Origin of the sequence: Ruegeria sp. HKCCD4315, assembly GCF_013112245.1 — a bacterium.
Classification (GTDB): Bacteria; Pseudomonadota; Alphaproteobacteria; order Rhodobacterales; family Rhodobacteraceae; genus Ruegeria.
In genome coordinates this window covers 256,515-273,165 of sequence record NZ_WVRN01000001.1, presented here as the reverse complement: position 1 = coordinate 273,165, position 16,651 = coordinate 256,515, and the positions used below count along the sequence as shown (strand labels likewise).

The following is a 16,651-nucleotide window of genomic DNA, read 5'->3' as shown; positions in this document are numbered from 1 at the left end:
GTCCGACTAGACAATCTCTAAGCAATCCAGCCACGCTTCAGCTCTGGTGTCTAGCCCCTTGTGTTTGGGCCAGAGGCTGTCAGACGACTGCGAATTAATCTCTGGTAGGACAGTTTATTAGTCGCAAGCGACGGATGGCAGATACTGTGCGTTAGTCGCCTTGAGCAGTACCCGCTTCGTACGCATCTCGGAGGATGTAAAGCTCGAAAGGAAGGTCCGCTTCGGTGTGAGACCAGTTACCAGAAAGCGATGAGCATAAGGCGGCTTTGTCCGCACTGGAGACCTTTCCCAGTGACGGCGGCGATGACCGCTAAGCGGGACTAAGCGAACCTTCGGTCCGGTCCAAGAAACTTGAGGTTCCGGTCACCTAGCCGATATACACCTACTCGTCGCAAGTCGATCCAAATGAACCCTCCTTCCCATCAGTTTTCTGTTTGTAAAACAGTGTTATTCAGCTTTGTTCGCTTCCGGCTTAATCCATCCCAATTGCACGAGGGTTGGCTTTCACCTCTGCCAACATCTTTAACACTTCGGCTTTCCAGCCCGCTTTGATCTTTAAAGCCAGTTGAGACGGTGGTCGGTGATCGGGCTCAAGGAGCGCATATTCATATCTGAGCGGCTTTTCGAAGGGCACGAACGCAACTTTTCCGTTGGACAGGTTTAGTTCTTGTTCAGTCGCTACGGTCAACGGATCCACGATTGAATAACACTGACCTGAGCTCACAAAGGGTATCAGCGGCAGAAAGTATTGACAGGTCACTGTTGGATTGTAGTCAGCTGAAACATCTTGAAACTCTTGTCGAATTTTACGCTGGAACGGGTGCGTGGCATGTAATCCCCCCATAGGCGCTCCGTCGAGATCGGAAATGGATACGGTCCTGCGTGAAGCAAGCGGGCTGTCACGATCAACGGCACAAAAACAATCTGCCCGGATCAGTTCTGTTGAATACTGAGGCTCTTTCCCAGTTGAATGATCGAAGTCTGCAAAGCCGAAATCAATATTCTGCGTGCCCGCAAGCTCTATAATCTGAGGCGAACTGCGTGTAGACAATGTGATACGTATCTCGGGGTTTTCGCCGACAGATTGGCTGATGAAACGCGGGAACAGGAAAGCGGATGGGCCCGGCATTGTAGCGATATTCAGACTACCGGAATGCCCTTTAATCAACCCTTCCATTGTACTGGAAATCGTCGCTAGGCGGTCCAGAATACCAGTTGTTTCGGCCAAAAGGTAATGCGCTTCGGGAACCGGGACCAATCGCCGTCCCTTACGCTCGAACAGTGTCAGGCCAAGGGTCTTTTCAAGGTTCTTCAAGGCCAAACTGATCGCAGGCTGGGTGCGGTTCAGTTTCTTGGCTGTTTGAGAGATAGAGCCGGTCTCCATCACCTCGCGAAAAACGGTCAACTGCATAAGGTTCATGGTCGATGTATAAGCCAAACCTTAGTTTTATGAAATATAACAAATTTGTATTTATGAAAATTGCTACTACGCTTGCAGGATCGAAATTCGGCCAAACCGAATCCGACGATCCAACAAGGGAGATGATGATGAAATTTGTGAAATGTTTGACGGGACTGGCTCTGGCAGGCGCGCTTGCCGCCCCTGCATTGGCGCAAGACCCAACTTTTTTCCGCATCGGTACGGGCGGCGCAGGCGGAACTTACTTCCCCATCGGCGGCACCATCGCAAATGGAATCTCCGCCCCGCCGGGTTCGCGCCCCTGCGAAGAAGGCGGCCAGTGCGGCGTACCGGGCCTGATTGCTATCGCTCAATCCACCACCGCGTCGGTGTTCAACAACGCCGCCGTTCAGAACGGAGAGCTTGAGGCCGGCCTGGCCGCAGCTGACGTCACCCGCTCGATGTATCTGGGTGAGGGCAAGTTCGAGGGCAAACCTCACCCCAATCTTCGCATCGTGGCCAACCTGTTCCCCGAAGACCTCCACTTGGTTCTGCCTGCCGGTGAGACAATCAACGATCTGAGCGATCTTGAAGGCAAGCGCGTCGGCATCGCGCAAGCCGGTTCCGGTACACAGGTTGCCGTGCTGCAGATGCTGGATGCTTGGGGCGTCAACCGTGACAACATGGATGAGGCCGAGCTGAACAACAGCCAAAGCGCCGAGCGTCTGGCTGACGGTCAATTGGATGCCTATTTCTACGCTGCAGGCTGGCCTGTTGCGGCAATGGTGCAGCTATCGTCAACTAAGGGCATGAATCTGCATTCCTTCAGCGACGAAGACATGGCGAAGATCAACGAGATCATCCCGGCATACATCCCCTCGGCCATCCCAGGTGGCGTTTATGAAGGTATCGACGGTGAAACCAAGACCCCGGCGGTCAGTGCAATGCTGGTTGTGTCTTCGGAATTGTCTGACGAACTGGTCTACGGCCTGACCAAGGCGCTGTGGAACGACAATACCCGCAAGCTGCTGGACAATGGTCACGCCAAAGGCAAGCAGATCACTCCCGACACGGCGCTGGATGGTGTCGAGGCGCTGGGTGTACCTCTGCATCCTGGGGCCGAGAAATTCTATAAAGAAGCCGGTCTGCTTCAGTAAATTTAGCTTACTGACACTTGTCGTCGGTGCCCCTGCTCGGGGCACCGCACTCTGGAATTATGCGAAATCGGGGGGCCATCATGTCCGAGACCCAGAAACTTGATGACCACGAACTGACGGCCGAGGAACTGGCCGCCATCGAAGAACAGTTCGACGAAGGCGCCGCCGTACGGCAAGTCACGCCCACCGCAGGCAAGGTACTGCGCGTTGTTGCCCTGATCCTTGCGTTCTACGAATTCTTCACAGCCGGTTTCGGCCTGCCAGCCGACCATTGGCACATGGGTATCTATCTGGCGCTACTGTTCATTCTGGTCTACGCGACAATTCCGATAATTGGCTCCAAAAACCTCTATGCGCTCAAGGTCAGCCGGTTCCGTATCGGCAACATCCCTCTTTACGACTTGGTCTTCATGGCGCTGGGGATCATTGCAGCGCTGTATGTTGGGGTCGCCTGGCGCGGCATTCCGTTTCTGGGGATCGAGGAACAGACATTCCGAATGGGCAACCCGAACACCTTTGACGTGGTTTTGGGCGTAGTCATCATCCTATTGGTTCTGGACATCGCTCGCCGCACGCTGGGTTGGGTGCTGCCACTGATTATTTGTGTGTTTATCTCATACGCTCTGTTGGGTCCGTACTTTCCCGGCTTGCTGCAGCATCCAGGTGTGAACTTCAAAACCTTCGTGTCGTCGATGTATTTCCCGCAGGAAGGCATCTATGGCGTCACCCTCTGGGTCGTCTCGACCATCGTGTTCCATTTCGTCCTGTTCGGCGTGATCGCGCAGCGCACCGGATTGGGACAACTCTTCATCGACAACGCAACCATTTTGGCGGGCCGCTATACCGGCGGGCCGGCAAAAGTGTCGGTGGTATCCTCGGCGTTCTTCGGCACGATCTCGGGCTCTTCGGTGGCCAACACCGTTTCGACCGGCGCGCTGACCATTCCCAACATGAAGCGCCTTGGGTACCCCGGCCATTTTGCGGGCGGCGTCGAAGCCGCATCGTCAGCCGGAGGGCAAATCACGCCGCCGATCATGGGGGCAGCGGCCTTCATCATGGCCGAGTTCCTTGAGGTGCCCTACACCACCATCGTCATCGCCGCGATCTTCCCCGCGATCCTTCACTATGTCGGCGTCTTTGCCGTGGTGCACCTGATGGCACGCAAGCTGAACCTGCAAGGCTTGGCGAAAGAACAACTGCCGCAGCTCAAGGCCGTCTGGGCTGAAGGTTGGGCCAACATTGTACCTCTGATCGGTCTGCTGGTCGTGCTGTTCACGGGATATACGCCGTTCATGTCCGCCTTTTGCGGCATTTCTCTGGCGGTGATCGCTGGCATGTCGCGCATCAAACAACCGCCCACGCTGATCTATGCCGCGGCGTTCCTGGCCTTCGTACTGTGGAAATTTTCAGATGGAGGGTTTGATCTGACGATGACGGCGATCCTGTGTGCCTTGTCGGTGATCGCAACGCTGAACCCACAAAAACGCATCGAAGTACCCGAAATGCTGCAAGCGGTTGAGTTGGGAGTGAAATACTCTCTGGCCGTGGGCGCCGCTGCTGCGGCCGTCGGTATCGTCGTCGGTGTTATCAATACAACCGGCATTGGATTTCGCATCGGGTTCATGGTCACTCAAGGCGCAGGCAATCTGGCTGCAGACCTGTACAATATGATCTCGTTCGGCAGCTGGCAGCTGTTTTCGATGGAAGACCTGCAACTGTTCATCTCGCTGGTCTTCATTGCCATCGTCTGCATCCTGATGGGTGCAGGCATCCCGACCACCGCACTATACATCATGCTGGTCTCGGTCGCACAGCCCGCGCTGGCGCAGCTGGGTGTCCCGCCGATCGCGAGCCACTTGTTCGTGCTCTACTACGGAGTGGTGTCCGAGATCACGCCTCCGGTCTGTACCTCGGCCTATGCGGCGGCAGCCATTGCGAACTCCAACCCGTTCCGAACAGGGTTGTCCGCCTTTACGCTAGGATTGGGCAAGGTGATCGCGCCAATGGCCTTCGTCTATGCGCCGGTCCTATTGTTCGTGTCCTCAACAGGTTTCAACCTGTGGGAATTCACCTATACCGCCACCAGTTGCATCGCCGGGGTCATCGCCCTGTCCGCAGCCGTGGTCGGATACTGGTTGAAACCGCTGAACTTCGCATCGCGTATCCTGATGGCCATCGCGGGGGTTATCTTTGTCGCACCCAGCCTGACGGCTGACTTGATCGCGCTGGCTGTGGCCTCGCCGGTCATTGTCACCCAACTGATCGGCCGCAACCGCAGTCATTCTCCGGCCTGATACGATGGCAGAACAAGTCACTATCATCGGCGCCGGGATCGTCGGTATCTGTTGCGCCCTGTCGCTGCAAGACCGAGGCATCCCGGTTCGGCTAATCGACCGGGGTGAGCCGGGGCAAGAAACCTCGTTCGGCAATGCAGGTGTGGTGTCGCCCTGGTCGATCATTCCGCAGGCAGTTCCGGGCATTTGGAAAAAGCTGCCGCAAATGCTGTTGGACCCGAAAAGCGCGCTTTCAGTCCGGGCGTCGTTCTGGCCGAAGATGATCCCGTGGGGGCTGCAGTTTTTGGGTAAGTCCGGCGAAAAGTCGGTTCGCGAAGCCTCGGATGCGATGGAGCTTTTATGCCGCCCGTCCATTGATCTGTATCGTCGGCACCTGCAGGGCACCGGGCATGATGCGTTGATCGCGGACAGTTACTATATCCACGCGTTCCGCAATCCTGAACAGGCCAACCTGAATGATCTTGGCTATCTGATCCGCCGGGAAAAAGGCGGTGAATTGGAGCGTGTCGATGACGTCGAATTGCGGCGCCTGGAACCGGCGCTGTCAAAAGACCTCAAGGCTGCGATTGTGATCAAAGGTCAGGCTCGCGCAACGTCTCCCGGGCGTTTGGGCGCTGTATTGGCCGAAAAAGCACGTGCGCAAGGGGCTGAGTTTGTGCGGTCCGAAGTCATCAAGCTGAGCCACAGCGAAGACGGCATTTGGCAGCTTGCCACGTCACATGACACGCTGCACGCGCGCAATATTGTCCTCGCGGCCGGAGTGTGGTCTGCCGACTTGCTCAAACCCCTTGGCATACCAGTACCGTTGGTGGCCGAGCGGGGTTACCACGTTGAATTTCCGGCTCCTTCTGCTGTGCTGAACAACTCTGTCATGGATGTGGACGCAAAGGTCGTCGCAAGTTCAATGCAGGGCGGTCTGAGGGTTGCTGGCACAGCCGAGTTTGGCAGTGTCGATGCGCCAGCCGATCCGCGAAAGGAAATGATACTCACCGATCAGGCAAAGTCTTTGGTGCCGGACCTCAATACTGGCGAGGCAAAGTTCTGGATGGGTCGGCGCCCCTCTTTTCCCGATAGTCTGCCAGCGATTGGGCCGCTGAACGGAAAGCACGGGCTTTTTACGGCGTTCGGCCATTCTCATTACGGGCTGATGATGGCGCCAAAAACCGGAGAGCTTGTGGCGGATCTGGTTTCGGGATGCAGCCCGAATGTTAACCTGGACCCATTCTCGCTGGCCCGTTTCTAAATCCCCTATTCGAAAGGACCTGAGCACCATGCCAATTTATGAAGGCGGCCAAAACATCTGCGGGGCTTCGATCGGGGTTCTGTGCCTTGAAAGCTATTTCCCCAAACCGCCTGGGCACATCAAGAATCCGTCTAGCCTTCCGTTTCCTGTTCTTTACGAAATGATCAACGGCATCACCGTCCCGACCCTGCTAAACAACCCGACGCCCGAGCTGCTGGCGCCTTTTATTAAGGGCGCGCAACGGCTTGAGGCCGAGGGCGTTCGGGCAATTACTGGAAGCTGCGGATTTCTGGCTTTGTTTCAAAAGGAATTGGCTGCGGCTGTTTCCGTACCTGTCTTTGCATCCAGCTTGATACAGGTTCCTCTGGCCTTTCACATGACCGGGGCGAATGCCCCGGTGGGCGTGTTGACCGCAGATGCAACTGCTCTGACGCCGAAGCATTTCGAAGGAGTCGGTGCGGCAGGCATTCCCGTCTCGGTGCAAGGTTTGCAGGACACCAGCGAATTTTCCGAGGTGATCCTGCAAAACACGCGCACCCGCATGGACACCGATCTAGTTGAAGCTGAAGTCCTTGAGGCGGCGCGGCGACTTAAACTTCAGGCGCCGGACATACGGTCGCTGGTGTTGGAATGCACCGATTTGCCGCCTTATGCGGCGCGCCTTCAGGACGAGTTGCAACTTCCGGTCTTCGATTTGACGACACTGGCGCAGATGGCGCATACCGTGGCTACACGCAAATCCTATGTTGGCATCATGCCTTGGGCCTAGAGGAACAGCAGTTTAGCGCGGGGCTTGGAGGGTTTAAGTGTCCGTTGACCTAACCATCCTGATGGTTGCCATAGGCCTGGGAGCAATGCTGCAAGTCGGCGTTGGCATCGGTTTCAGCATCCTTGCTGGACCGCCAATGATGATCCTGCTTGGTACGTCGACAGCCGTTCCAGTACTACTGCTACTGAACACCGTCGTTTCCGCGGTTGCGACAGACCGCCAGGTGCTGAAGACCGACCGTCAGACCATTCGCACGGCCATCATCGGATGCCTCGTCGGAGTGGTCGCGGGCCTTCTCGTACACCCTTGGCTGAGCGAGGCGTTTGTCCTTGCTCTCACGGCCAGCCTGTTGCTGATCGGGCTTTTGACGACCTTGCTACCCTTACGTCGCTCAATTGGAACAGTAGGGTTTTCGACCGTTTCCGGCTTGTCCGGGCTGGCGACTGTTTGGGCAGCGACGCCCGGCCCTTTACTGGTTTTCGGATTGATTGCGAAAGGCAACCCAGCCAAAGAGGTTGCCAGGTTGGTTCAACCCATTGCGCTGCTGGCGTACGGAGTCGCCTTCCTGTTGCACTGCCTGTCCGAGACGCAAGCCTTTGCCTATGGCCCGCAGCTATGGGGCTTTGTCGTACTCACACTGATCGGTAGCCTTTTGGGTCGTGCAGTTGGGGCCCATTTGCCGCAGAGCTTGGTCACAACTGCTATCCGCGTGGTTTCTCTGATAGCTTGCGGCGTTCTCTTTCATCGCGCATTTACGATTGTGTGAACTCAAAGGGCAGACGATGACACAATTCAACAGACTGGACAGATTTCCTCGTGCCCACTTCATGTCAGGTCCAACTCCTTTGGAACGGTTGGACAGATTGTCTTCGGAATTGGGCATCGACCTTTGGCTGAAACGCGATGACCTGACCGGGCTTGGGTTTGGTGGAAACAAAACGCGGCAGCTCGAGTTCTATTTTGGTGATGCTCTTCAGGAAGGTGCGGATACCATTTTGATCACCGGCGCAGTTCAGTCCAACTTTGTTCGTTCTTCTGCAGCCGCCGCAGCAAAACTGGGCATGCAATCCGTCCTGCAACTGGAAGAGCGTGTCCCAGATATGGGCAAAGAGTACTACACCTCCGGAAATGTGCTGCTAGCAAAAATTCTGGGCGCCGAACATATGAGCTATCCCGAGGGTGAGGACGAATCCGGTGCCGACGCCGCATTGCACGCGCGTGCCGACGAACTGAAGGCTGAGGGTCGCAAACCTTATGTCATTCACCTGGGATTGGACCATCCGCCGTTGGGTGCCTTGGGCTATGTCGTCGCCGGAAATGAACTGTGCCAGCAGATGTCGGATTTCGATGCGGTCGTCGTTCCCTCGGGCAGCGGCGCAACACATGGAGGCTTGTTGACAGGACTGACGTTGGCGGGGAATACCTCTTCTGTGTTTGGCGTCTGCGTGCGCCGGGATCGCGACAAACAAAAGGCTCGAATGGATACTGTGCTGCATAAGCTGGCGGATTTACTGGACATAGACGCAGCACCTTTGCTGGATAGGATCAACGTTTCAGATTGCGCGCTTTCCCCAGGTTACGGCAAGCTAAGTGGAATGACACGATCGGCCTTGGAAAAGATGGCGCGCAGCGAAGGAATTTTCCTTGACCCCGTCTATACTGCGAAAACCTTCGCAGGGTTGTTGCACTTGGTGCGTGAAGGAGTAATTCAACCCGGCCAAAAAGTTGTCATGCTGCATACGGGCGGGTTGCCTGCACTCTTCGGATACGAAAACGAATTGGTAAGCGGCCTATCCTGAACCCACCTATCACGACACCAAAATTCCCCTACTGGAAAGACACAAAACATGACTATCACCCGGATCGAAACCGGCCAGCGCATGAGCCGTATCGTCAAGCACAACGGCGTCGCATACCTATGCGGTCAAACCTCAGACGCACCTACAGTTGCCGAACAAACACGCGACATCCTAACGAAGGTTGAAGACCTGTTGACCAAAGCTGGCAGCGACAAAACCCGTATTCTGAAATGCGAAATCTGGCTAGCTGACATGAAGGACTTTTCCGAAATGAATGACGTCTGGGACGCCTGGGTGCCTGAAGGCCACGCTCCAGCCCGTGCCTGCGGAGAGTCCAAGCTTGCCCGAAGTGTTTTGAAAGTTGAAATGATTGTAACGGCAGCCTGTGACTGAATCCCTACCGGGAGTTTTTGCAAGATCGACGGAGTGGTGTTCGAAGTATAGCAGGCATAAGTTCTCAGTTAATGCGCCAATTCTTGCGAAAAAGAGCTACCGGTTCTTAAGCTGCAGTCCCATTTGCACTTCCAACGGGCGACAACTCTCGTTGCGCGTTGAAAAAAGAACGGCCGATAATCCTACGTACCTGATCTGCAATCGTGGTCATCAGCCGCAGCCCAAGCGCTATGCCGCTTCCGCAGGCAGCTAAGCCTTGAGCAGCCAATTTCGAAGCACAAACGCTTAGCAGTGAATGCCCACTCTGAAAATCAGGAGTGGATTTTACCACAGATGCAACTAATATCCACTATACGCCCTAAACGAAAATTGCTGCACTCATCACCTAAGTCTCCTTTGGGCTCGAAGCAGACGTACGGCAGGATTCAATGAATGCCTGCAACGTGGACGAAGCTGACATTCCGGGCCACCGCATGCATTCGCCAGTCCCTTGCAAAAGACTGCCTGAGCGAACCAATTAATCGTTCGCCGTGCAGCAGAAAGCCGTGACAGAACTCGCTTTATGGCGCGCGGTCTGTACGTGAGTAGTAGAAACGGCTCCCAACGTTTATCGGGAGCCGTGTTTATTGAATAGGGGAGTCTTTGGGAAATCAGGCGTGTCCACCACCGATCAAGCCGATACCCGAAGTCAGGCCGAACCAAGCTTTAACCCGCAGACCGACGGCCTTGATGATTCCCATAGCCTGGATCCCGTGGGCGACAAGAGTTCCTTCCATTTCACCTTCAAAATTGGTGGTGTAGGATTGGACGATGCAACCGCTACCCGGCACCAATAGTTCGCGGTGTTCAGGGTGCACCAGATCGAGATGCACAACGATCTGACCCCTTTTTGCCTTTTCACTGGGTTCAATCAGGCGGCCGCTAGGCGCAAGCTGACCGGAAGAAATCAGCTCCTGAATTCGGACGATCCTTGCCGGAAGAACAGTATTCCGCATCGAAATGTTGAAGTTGCTTTCGCACGCCACCTCTGCGGCCATTCCCTCGTACAGTTCGGTGCGAGAAACCTGTGAGAAGAAGAGTTTGGTAGAGGCTGTTGATCGTTCCACCGAAGATCCGTTTCTGCCATACTGGCTTTATCCCCTTTCGATTGCACACATGATGGCAGGTGATCAGTAACTCGCGCTTGGAGCAATTTCGGACGCGACTGAAATGCGTCCCTACTGTCGACACTTCTGGTTGGTGAAGGCGTGGATACTCAGAAAGTCGCGAATGCAATCCAAAGCGGAAACTGCTGCAGAACGCGCGGAAACGCTGTCAGAAAAAGCGGATATCCTGGCACAAAACCTTCATCTGCCTGACCCCATCAGAGAGGATATAGGGTTGCCAGGTGATCCGATCCAAGCATAGAGGCCTAGATGGGTTACGAGAGCGTGGGCTGATAGCCGAACGGCAGACATCTGCCTCGTTCTGTCCTTTCGATATTCTACCCCAATCCAACCTAAAGCGTGTTACCTACATTCACCGCGGGAGATGAGTTGCGTCATTTCTCAGGGCCGCTTTGGGCTCGTTCCTGACCTCGGATGCGAAACGGTATTTGCCAAATTTGGAAGGCTTGGACTGGTATCGACCCATAACGGACCTTCACTCTATAGTCTCCATGCTGCGGCGCGGCCCGTCGAATCTGCCGTTCGCTGCGAGCGCAAAATCTTAGGTTGCCTGAACTTGCGAATTGCGTACAAAGTCGCCTTCAAAGGCAATCATCAAACGTGTGCAGCCAATCAGCCAGTCGTGTAAATCTAGAACGCGGTGGCAAAAGCCGGAATTGTAGAGTGACCTGAAGAAAAATGAAACAGACGCCATTCATTGAATAGTCAGTTCGTTTTGAAAGCGTTTTCTTGATTAGTGTCGCGTATCTCAGCATGATCCAAAGCTGTCGGCTGAAATAGACAAATGGTTAAACGATCTCGAACTGAGTCAGTACGCAGATGTTTTTGCGGAAAACGATATCGATGCGCGTGTTCTGCCACTACTATCTGGCGACGACTTAAAAGAGCTCGGAGTAAGCCTTGGTCATCGCAAAATCATTCTTGCCGCAATTCACGAGCTAGTCGACCAACAGAACGCAACCTCCCCGTCACAAGCAGCTCGTGAAAAAACGCCCGAAGGCGAACAAGCGCCCACCTCAGACAATTCACAAAGTGACGATCTGCGCAAACAAAAGCATGTTGAACCACCTACTGCAGAGAGACGTCACGTAACTGTTTTGTTTGCCGATCTTGTAGGTTCGACTGAACTCACCAATCGCTTTGATCCCGAAGACATGCGGGACTTGCTACAGAACTATCAAGATGCTGTTGCAGGAGCCGTAAGCCGATATGGTGGCTACGTTGCAAAGTACTTGGGCGATGGTCTTCTAGTGTTTTTCGGATGGCCGCGGGCTTACGAAGATCACGCGATTCGGGCGGTAAAAGCCAGTCTTGAGTCTGTTCAACGTGTCAAAGAACTCAAAACGCCTGACGGAGAGCCTTTGTCAGTTAGACTGGGAGTTGCGAGCGGTGATGTTGTGGTCGGCGATACCGTTGGTGAAAACACATATGAGGAAGGAGCCATGACTGGTCCGGTCGTCAACCTTGCGGCTCGGATTCAAGAGCATGCAGAGCCAAACTCAGTCGTTTTGTCAGTTGAGGAAACCGAGACAGCTTTACATCGGATATTCGAGTTTAAATCTCTTGGACAGGCACAGCTCAAGGGGTTTGCTGAACCACGTAATCTGCAGAAAGTGATGTCAGAACGCAGTGCGGAAAGCCGGTTTCGGGCCTCACATCGAGACGATGTCGACAGCGTCATGGTTGGGCGGGACTACGAAAAGGGAATTTTACTGCAATCATGGCAACGTGCTCAGAATGGTCACGGAGAGGTTGTTCTGCTGTCCGGTGAAGCCGGGATTGGAAAATCGCGACTTACAGAGGAATTTCTTGCTGACATCGCCGTAAACGACCAAGCCGATGTCATAAGACTGAACTGTTCCCCTTACCTCAGCAGTAGCCCATTTCATCCGGTTGCCCAACGAATTTCCCAAGACGCCGGGGTCGAACCGGACTTCGACGACAATCTGATCCTCGAACATGTCAGGAAGATGCTTGAAGCGCGGCCCGGGCTGGACTGGAAACAAGCTCTGCCTGTCTTTGCAGCGTTGGTCGCACCCCGAAGCGCGCTCGCCCGAACGGTGCTCGAGATGTCACCGCAGGAGCAACGCGACATAACAATCCAAACTTTGATCCATACCGTGCAAGTGCGATCAAACGTACGCCCGGTTATTCTGTGCGTCGAAGATGCTCATTGGATCGATCCTTCCACCCAAGCCTTGTTGGAGCGGTTTAAGTCGATATGCACCGATCTTCCTCTGATGATCCTGATAACCCACAGGCCCGGGTGGGAATTGGCCCGAGACGATGGGGACACGCACGTTCAGTCTCTGGTATTGCGTCGGTTCGATTCTGCGCATGTTTCACACCTTGTCGAAAACATAACCGGGAAAAAACCAGACGATGCTCTGATTGCTACAATCATTGAAAAGACCGACGGCGTACCTTTGTTCGTGGAAGAATTAACCCGAGCGATTGTCGAGGCGGGAGAGCACGGGCAAATCCACATACCCTCGTCTTTGAAAGGCGCGTTGATGGCGCGTCTCGATGCGGTTTCGCCCAAGGCAAAACAGGTCGCGCTCACGGGTTCTGTTATTGGCCGAGAGTTTGAGCCGAGCATATTGGATGCAGCGATGCGTCTTGCTGATTCTGATATCAACAAATGCCTCGAAGAGCTTTCTCGAACCGGCATAATCTTCGAAAGCGGACACAATCGTGGGCATTTTGTATTCCGGCACGCCCTGATCCGCGATACCGCCTATCAGTCCATGCTGAGCTCGACTAGGAAAAGGCAACACGCAGACGTGGCGCGTGCGTTGATACGGACACGGTCCGCTGAGATCGAGCGTCGTCCCGAACTGATCGCTCGCCACCTTTCAGAAGCTGAGGATTGGAGGGCAGCGTTTGAAAAGTGGCAGATTGCGACAGAAATGGCCTTGGCGCGATCTGCCAGCCAGGAGGCGATGACCAACGCCAAGGAAACTCTACGAGCTGCTGAAAACCTGGGCTCAGACTCCGATTCAGAATTGATCAAAAGCAAGATCCTGGTTGGCCGCAGCCATGACAGCCTAGGCCAATTGCCTGAAGGGATAGCGGTTCTGAAGGGCGCTTCAAACGCGGCCCGGGCAGTGCACAATGTGGAGTTAGCCGCCGATGCAGCCAACCACTTCGCTGACTCATGTATGATGTCTAGCGAGAGGCACGGTGAAGCAATCGATCTCTGTAATAATGCGCTGAAGGATTTGCCTGATGATGATGAAGTCCGCCGGTGTAGATTGATGAGCCAACTTGCGCGCGCCCACATGTTCGTCGGTCAGTTCTCCGAAGGTGCGCGTTTCGGCCAGCAGTCCATGGAACTGGCCGCAAAACTGGGTGATTATAAATCCCAGTTCTCGGTAATGATGATGCATTTCGGGGCCCCATTCGTTGCGCGGAAGGGAAGAGAAGCCCACCATTGGCGCGAAAATCTGGAGGCTATGCACGGTGTGGCCGAGCATCTTGGTAGCATCGATCAAGGGCGGGATCGCACTCTGAGCTTGTTTGTAGGCGCCGAGATGGCCGACCGAGAGTTGATGGACCATTCTTTGGGTTTGCTTACAGAGATTTCGGAAAAGGACAATCATCTGCAGCTCTATTGGGTTCAGAAACACGCACGCGCGATGGTTGCAATTATGGACGGCGATTTTGAGCAAGCTGAAAAACACGCCACCGAAGCGGTAAAAATTGGCCGAAAGACCCATGGGGAACATGTTGAGGGCGTCTTTGGAGTTCAGATGTTCACCATTCGCCGCGAGCAAAACCGACTGCACGAGGTTGCGCCTGTGATTAAGCAACTGATGACAGACAGCCCCGAAGACATTTCATGGAAGCCCGGTTTTGGTCTTATCGCTGCTGAGCTTGGATACAAAGAACCCGCCGAACGAATACTGAATGAAATGGCTGCCAATGGCTTCGATCTTCCACCAGACGCCATGTATTCAACGACTTTGTCCTATCTGGCCGACATATGTGTCGCCATTCAGCATCAAGAACACGCCAAGACGCTCTATAGAATGCTTGCTCCTTACGAAGAACTGACGATCACCGCTGGGGCCACGACAGTATGCACTGGCGCAGCTGCGCGACGCCTCGGAAGTCTGGGTACCGTCCTGAAGGACTGGGATGCCGCTGAGAAGATGCTCCAGAAGGCAATAGAAATTGACACGCGCATGAAATGCCCACCTTGGGTCGCGCACAGCAAGGCGGCATATGCTACTGCACTAAGACAACGCGGCCGCCCGGCTGACGTGGAACAGGCGTTTCAACTGGAAGGGGAAGCGTTGGCAATTTCACAGAAATTGAGTATGGTTTCCCTAAGGTCAAAGCTCGAAGGAGTAGCGAGTTAAGGTAAAAAATCTGGTCTGGGGGACTTCATGCCAAGGTACATAATTGAAAGAAATTTTGCCGAGCAACTAAACGTTACAGACGATGACAAAATTCACATCAAAGAGATCAATGACGAAGTCGGCGTCGAGTGGATTTTCTCGTTTCTCAGTGCAGACAAGCGCAAAACGTACTGCTTGTACGAAGCCCCGGATGAGGAAAGCCTGAGAAAGGCGGCCGAACGCCTGAATATTCCCGCCGACGTGATAACACCTGTGGATCGCATCGACCCGGGAATTTTTGCCTGACCTGCAACATTATTTTCCCAATTCAGTGAAACGCCTTCGCGGGACCACGCGACGGAAAAAAATCGACTGAGGCAGCGCTGCAAGAAGCCCGACCTGACAATAGGGAGGCTTACGCATGTTTGATCTGAAAACACTCGACGGTGGTACGGCAACAGTGGAGCAAGACGCGTTGGGCGCTCTTGATGCAGCGCTTCGTGGCGGGGTTTATCAGAAGGGCTCCCCTGAATATGAGGATGCAAGAACGACGTGGAACAGCATGTTCGAACGTTACCCAGGCTTCGTAATCCGCGCGCTGGGGGCCAGTGACGTGCAGAAGGCCGTGAACTTTGTTCGGGACGCCGGCCTCGTTATGTCTGTTCGCTCTGGTGGACATCAGATTGCTGGTCACGCTGTTGCAGATGAAACTGTGATGCTCGATCTGTCCCAGATGCGATCTGTTCACGTCGATCCTATCAACAAGACCGCTCGGGTTGCGCCGGGAGCACTGCTCGGAGACGTAGATCGCGAAACTCAAGCACATGGACTTGTTGTTCCCGTTGGCATCAATTCGACTACGGGCATCGCAGGCCTTACCCTTGGCGGCGGCTTTGGATGGACCACCCGGAAATTTGGCATGACGATCGACAACCTGCTCTCAGCGGAAGTCGTGACTGCGGACGGAGCCATTGTAACCGCATCCCCTACAAGCCACCCGGAACTTTTCTGGGCTATCCGCGGTGGGGGTGGGAACTTCGGTGTCGTAACCTCATTTGAATTCCAACTGCATGGGCTAGGACCCGATGTCCTGTCTGGCCTCATTGTTCATCCGATAGAAAATGCGTCAGAGCTCCTCGCAGAATTTGCTAAGATTGCTGACACTTCCCCGGATGAGCTGACCGTCTGGAGCGTGATGCGAAAAGCGCCCCCTCTACCGTTCTTGCCAGCTGAGTGGCATGGGCGAGAGGTGCTGATCTTTGCAGCCTGCTATAGCGGGCCGATGGAAGAAGGTGAGAAAGCTATAGCGGCACTACGCGCGCTAGGTGAACCAATCGCCGATGTGATATCTCCCCACAATTTCGTTGACTGGCAGGCCGCGTTTGATCCTTTGTTGACGCCAGGCGCTAGGAATTACTGGAAGAGCCATGATTTCGATGCGCTTTCTTCCGATGCAATCTCAGGAGTCTTGGAAGCGATTTCCAGCCTTCCTGACCCGGCGTGTGAAGTTTTTATTGCCCATGTGGGTGGAGCAATGGCGCGCGTCGAGGCAGGTTCAACCGCTTATCCCGAAAGATCTGCTCACTTCATCATGAATGTTCACACGCGTTGGGAAGATCCCAGCAAGGATGCCGATTGTATTTCTTGGGCGCGAGATCTCTACGACCAGATGCAACCGCACGCGACCGGAAGTGCGTATGTCAACTTTATGCCCGAAGACGAAGCGGACCACATGGCAGGTGCATATGGTAACAACGGTGAGAAGCTTTCTAGGATCAAGGGCACATACGACCCCACCAACTTGTTCAGGGTAAACCACAATATCTTGCCTGCGTGATGAAATCCTGAACTGCATAAATTGATCCAGATTGATGTTGATTGTTCTGCTTTGGCGTCACGCCGCATTTCTCGATGGCTAGTTTTTAGGCCAAGTGGAGCATCCAAGCGACGATCGCGCTGGTGATCATGCACCCAATGGGTTGTGGTTTCCGTAGATACGGCCAAGAAATTCAATATGCGTATGTTTCCGCCTTGGGCTCGGTGTAGACGCTCGCCTGAGTATCGCGAGTGACCGCTTTGCGGACAAAG

At 54.4% G+C, this 16,651-nt stretch carries 12 protein-coding genes and 1 pseudogene; 11 read left to right on the top strand and 2 right to left on the bottom strand.

Annotated features, from left to right (window positions below):
• Positions 1 to 472: 472 nt before the first annotated feature.
• Positions 473 to 1,411, bottom strand: a complete 939-nt coding sequence (locus tag GS646_RS01250) for a LysR family transcriptional regulator (protein ID WP_253758642.1) — start codon at positions 1,409 to 1,411, stop codon at positions 473 to 475.
• A gap of 137 nt (positions 1,412 to 1,548) precedes the next feature.
• Here GS646_RS01250 and GS646_RS01245 point away from each other — a divergent pair, with 137 nt between their 5' ends.
• The 7 genes from GS646_RS01245 (at position 1,549) to GS646_RS01215 (ending at position 9,054) form a co-directional block, all read left to right on the top strand.
• Positions 1,549 to 2,556 (top strand): TAXI family TRAP transporter solute-binding subunit, encoded by a 1,008-nt coding sequence (locus GS646_RS01245; protein WP_170377124.1) that lies wholly within the window; start codon positions 1,549 to 1,551, stop codon positions 2,554 to 2,556.
• A gap of 80 nt (positions 2,557 to 2,636) precedes the next feature.
• Positions 2,637 to 4,850, top strand: coding sequence for a TRAP transporter fused permease subunit (locus tag GS646_RS01240; RefSeq protein ID WP_171183779.1), 2,214 nt, complete (start codon positions 2,637 to 2,639; stop codon positions 4,848 to 4,850).
• Between the two features lie 4 nt (positions 4,851 to 4,854).
• A complete protein-coding gene (locus GS646_RS01235) occupies positions 4,855 to 6,093 on the top strand; it encodes an FAD-binding oxidoreductase (RefSeq protein WP_171183777.1) in 1,239 nt (412 codons plus the stop codon).
• A gap of 28 nt (positions 6,094 to 6,121) precedes the next feature.
• The gene (locus GS646_RS01230; RefSeq protein ID WP_171183775.1) at positions 6,122 to 6,862 is read left to right on the top strand and encodes an aspartate/glutamate racemase family protein; all 741 of its coding nucleotides are present in this window, start codon (positions 6,122 to 6,124) and stop codon (positions 6,860 to 6,862) included.
• Positions 6,863 to 6,899: 37 nt separating this feature from the next.
• Complete coding sequence (locus tag GS646_RS01225; protein WP_171183773.1) at positions 6,900 to 7,628, top strand: TSUP family transporter; 729 nt, start codon at positions 6,900 to 6,902, stop codon at positions 7,626 to 7,628.
• A gap of 16 nt (positions 7,629 to 7,644) precedes the next feature.
• Entirely contained in the window at positions 7,645 to 8,661 is a 1,017-nt protein-coding gene (locus GS646_RS01220) for a D-cysteine desulfhydrase family protein (protein WP_171183771.1), read from the top strand.
• A gap of 48 nt (positions 8,662 to 8,709) precedes the next feature.
• The gene (locus GS646_RS01215) at positions 8,710 to 9,054 is read left to right on the top strand and encodes a RidA family protein (RefSeq protein ID WP_171183770.1); all 345 of its coding nucleotides are present in this window, start codon (positions 8,710 to 8,712) and stop codon (positions 9,052 to 9,054) included.
• A gap of 650 nt (positions 9,055 to 9,704) precedes the next feature.
• On the opposite strand, the gene GS646_RS01210 is transcribed toward GS646_RS01215, so the two are convergent.
• Positions 9,705 to 10,160, bottom strand: coding sequence for a hypothetical protein (locus GS646_RS01210; RefSeq protein WP_216600426.1), 456 nt, complete (start codon positions 10,158 to 10,160; stop codon positions 9,705 to 9,707).
• 824 nt (positions 10,161 to 10,984) lie between these two features.
• Here GS646_RS01210 and GS646_RS23175 point away from each other — a divergent pair.
• The 4 genes and pseudogenes from GS646_RS23175 to GS646_RS01190 all read left to right on the top strand — a co-directional run.
• Positions 10,985 to 12,382 (top strand): annotated as a pseudogene (locus GS646_RS23175) (adenylate/guanylate cyclase domain-containing protein); the annotation flags it as partial.
• Positions 12,383 to 12,535: 153 nt separating this feature from the next.
• Positions 12,536 to 14,584: a hypothetical protein gene (locus GS646_RS22860; protein WP_253746509.1), complete on the top strand. Its 2,049-nt coding sequence runs from the start codon at positions 12,536 to 12,538 to the stop codon at positions 14,582 to 14,584.
• Positions 14,585 to 14,611: 27 nt separating this feature from the next.
• A complete protein-coding gene (locus GS646_RS01195) occupies positions 14,612 to 14,869 on the top strand; it encodes a DUF4242 domain-containing protein (protein WP_171092613.1) in 258 nt (85 codons plus the stop codon).
• 115 nt (positions 14,870 to 14,984) lie between these two features.
• Positions 14,985 to 16,400, top strand: coding sequence for an FAD-binding oxidoreductase (locus GS646_RS01190; protein ID WP_171647437.1), 1,416 nt, complete (start codon positions 14,985 to 14,987; stop codon positions 16,398 to 16,400).
• The last annotated feature ends 251 nt before the right edge of the window (positions 16,401 to 16,651 follow it).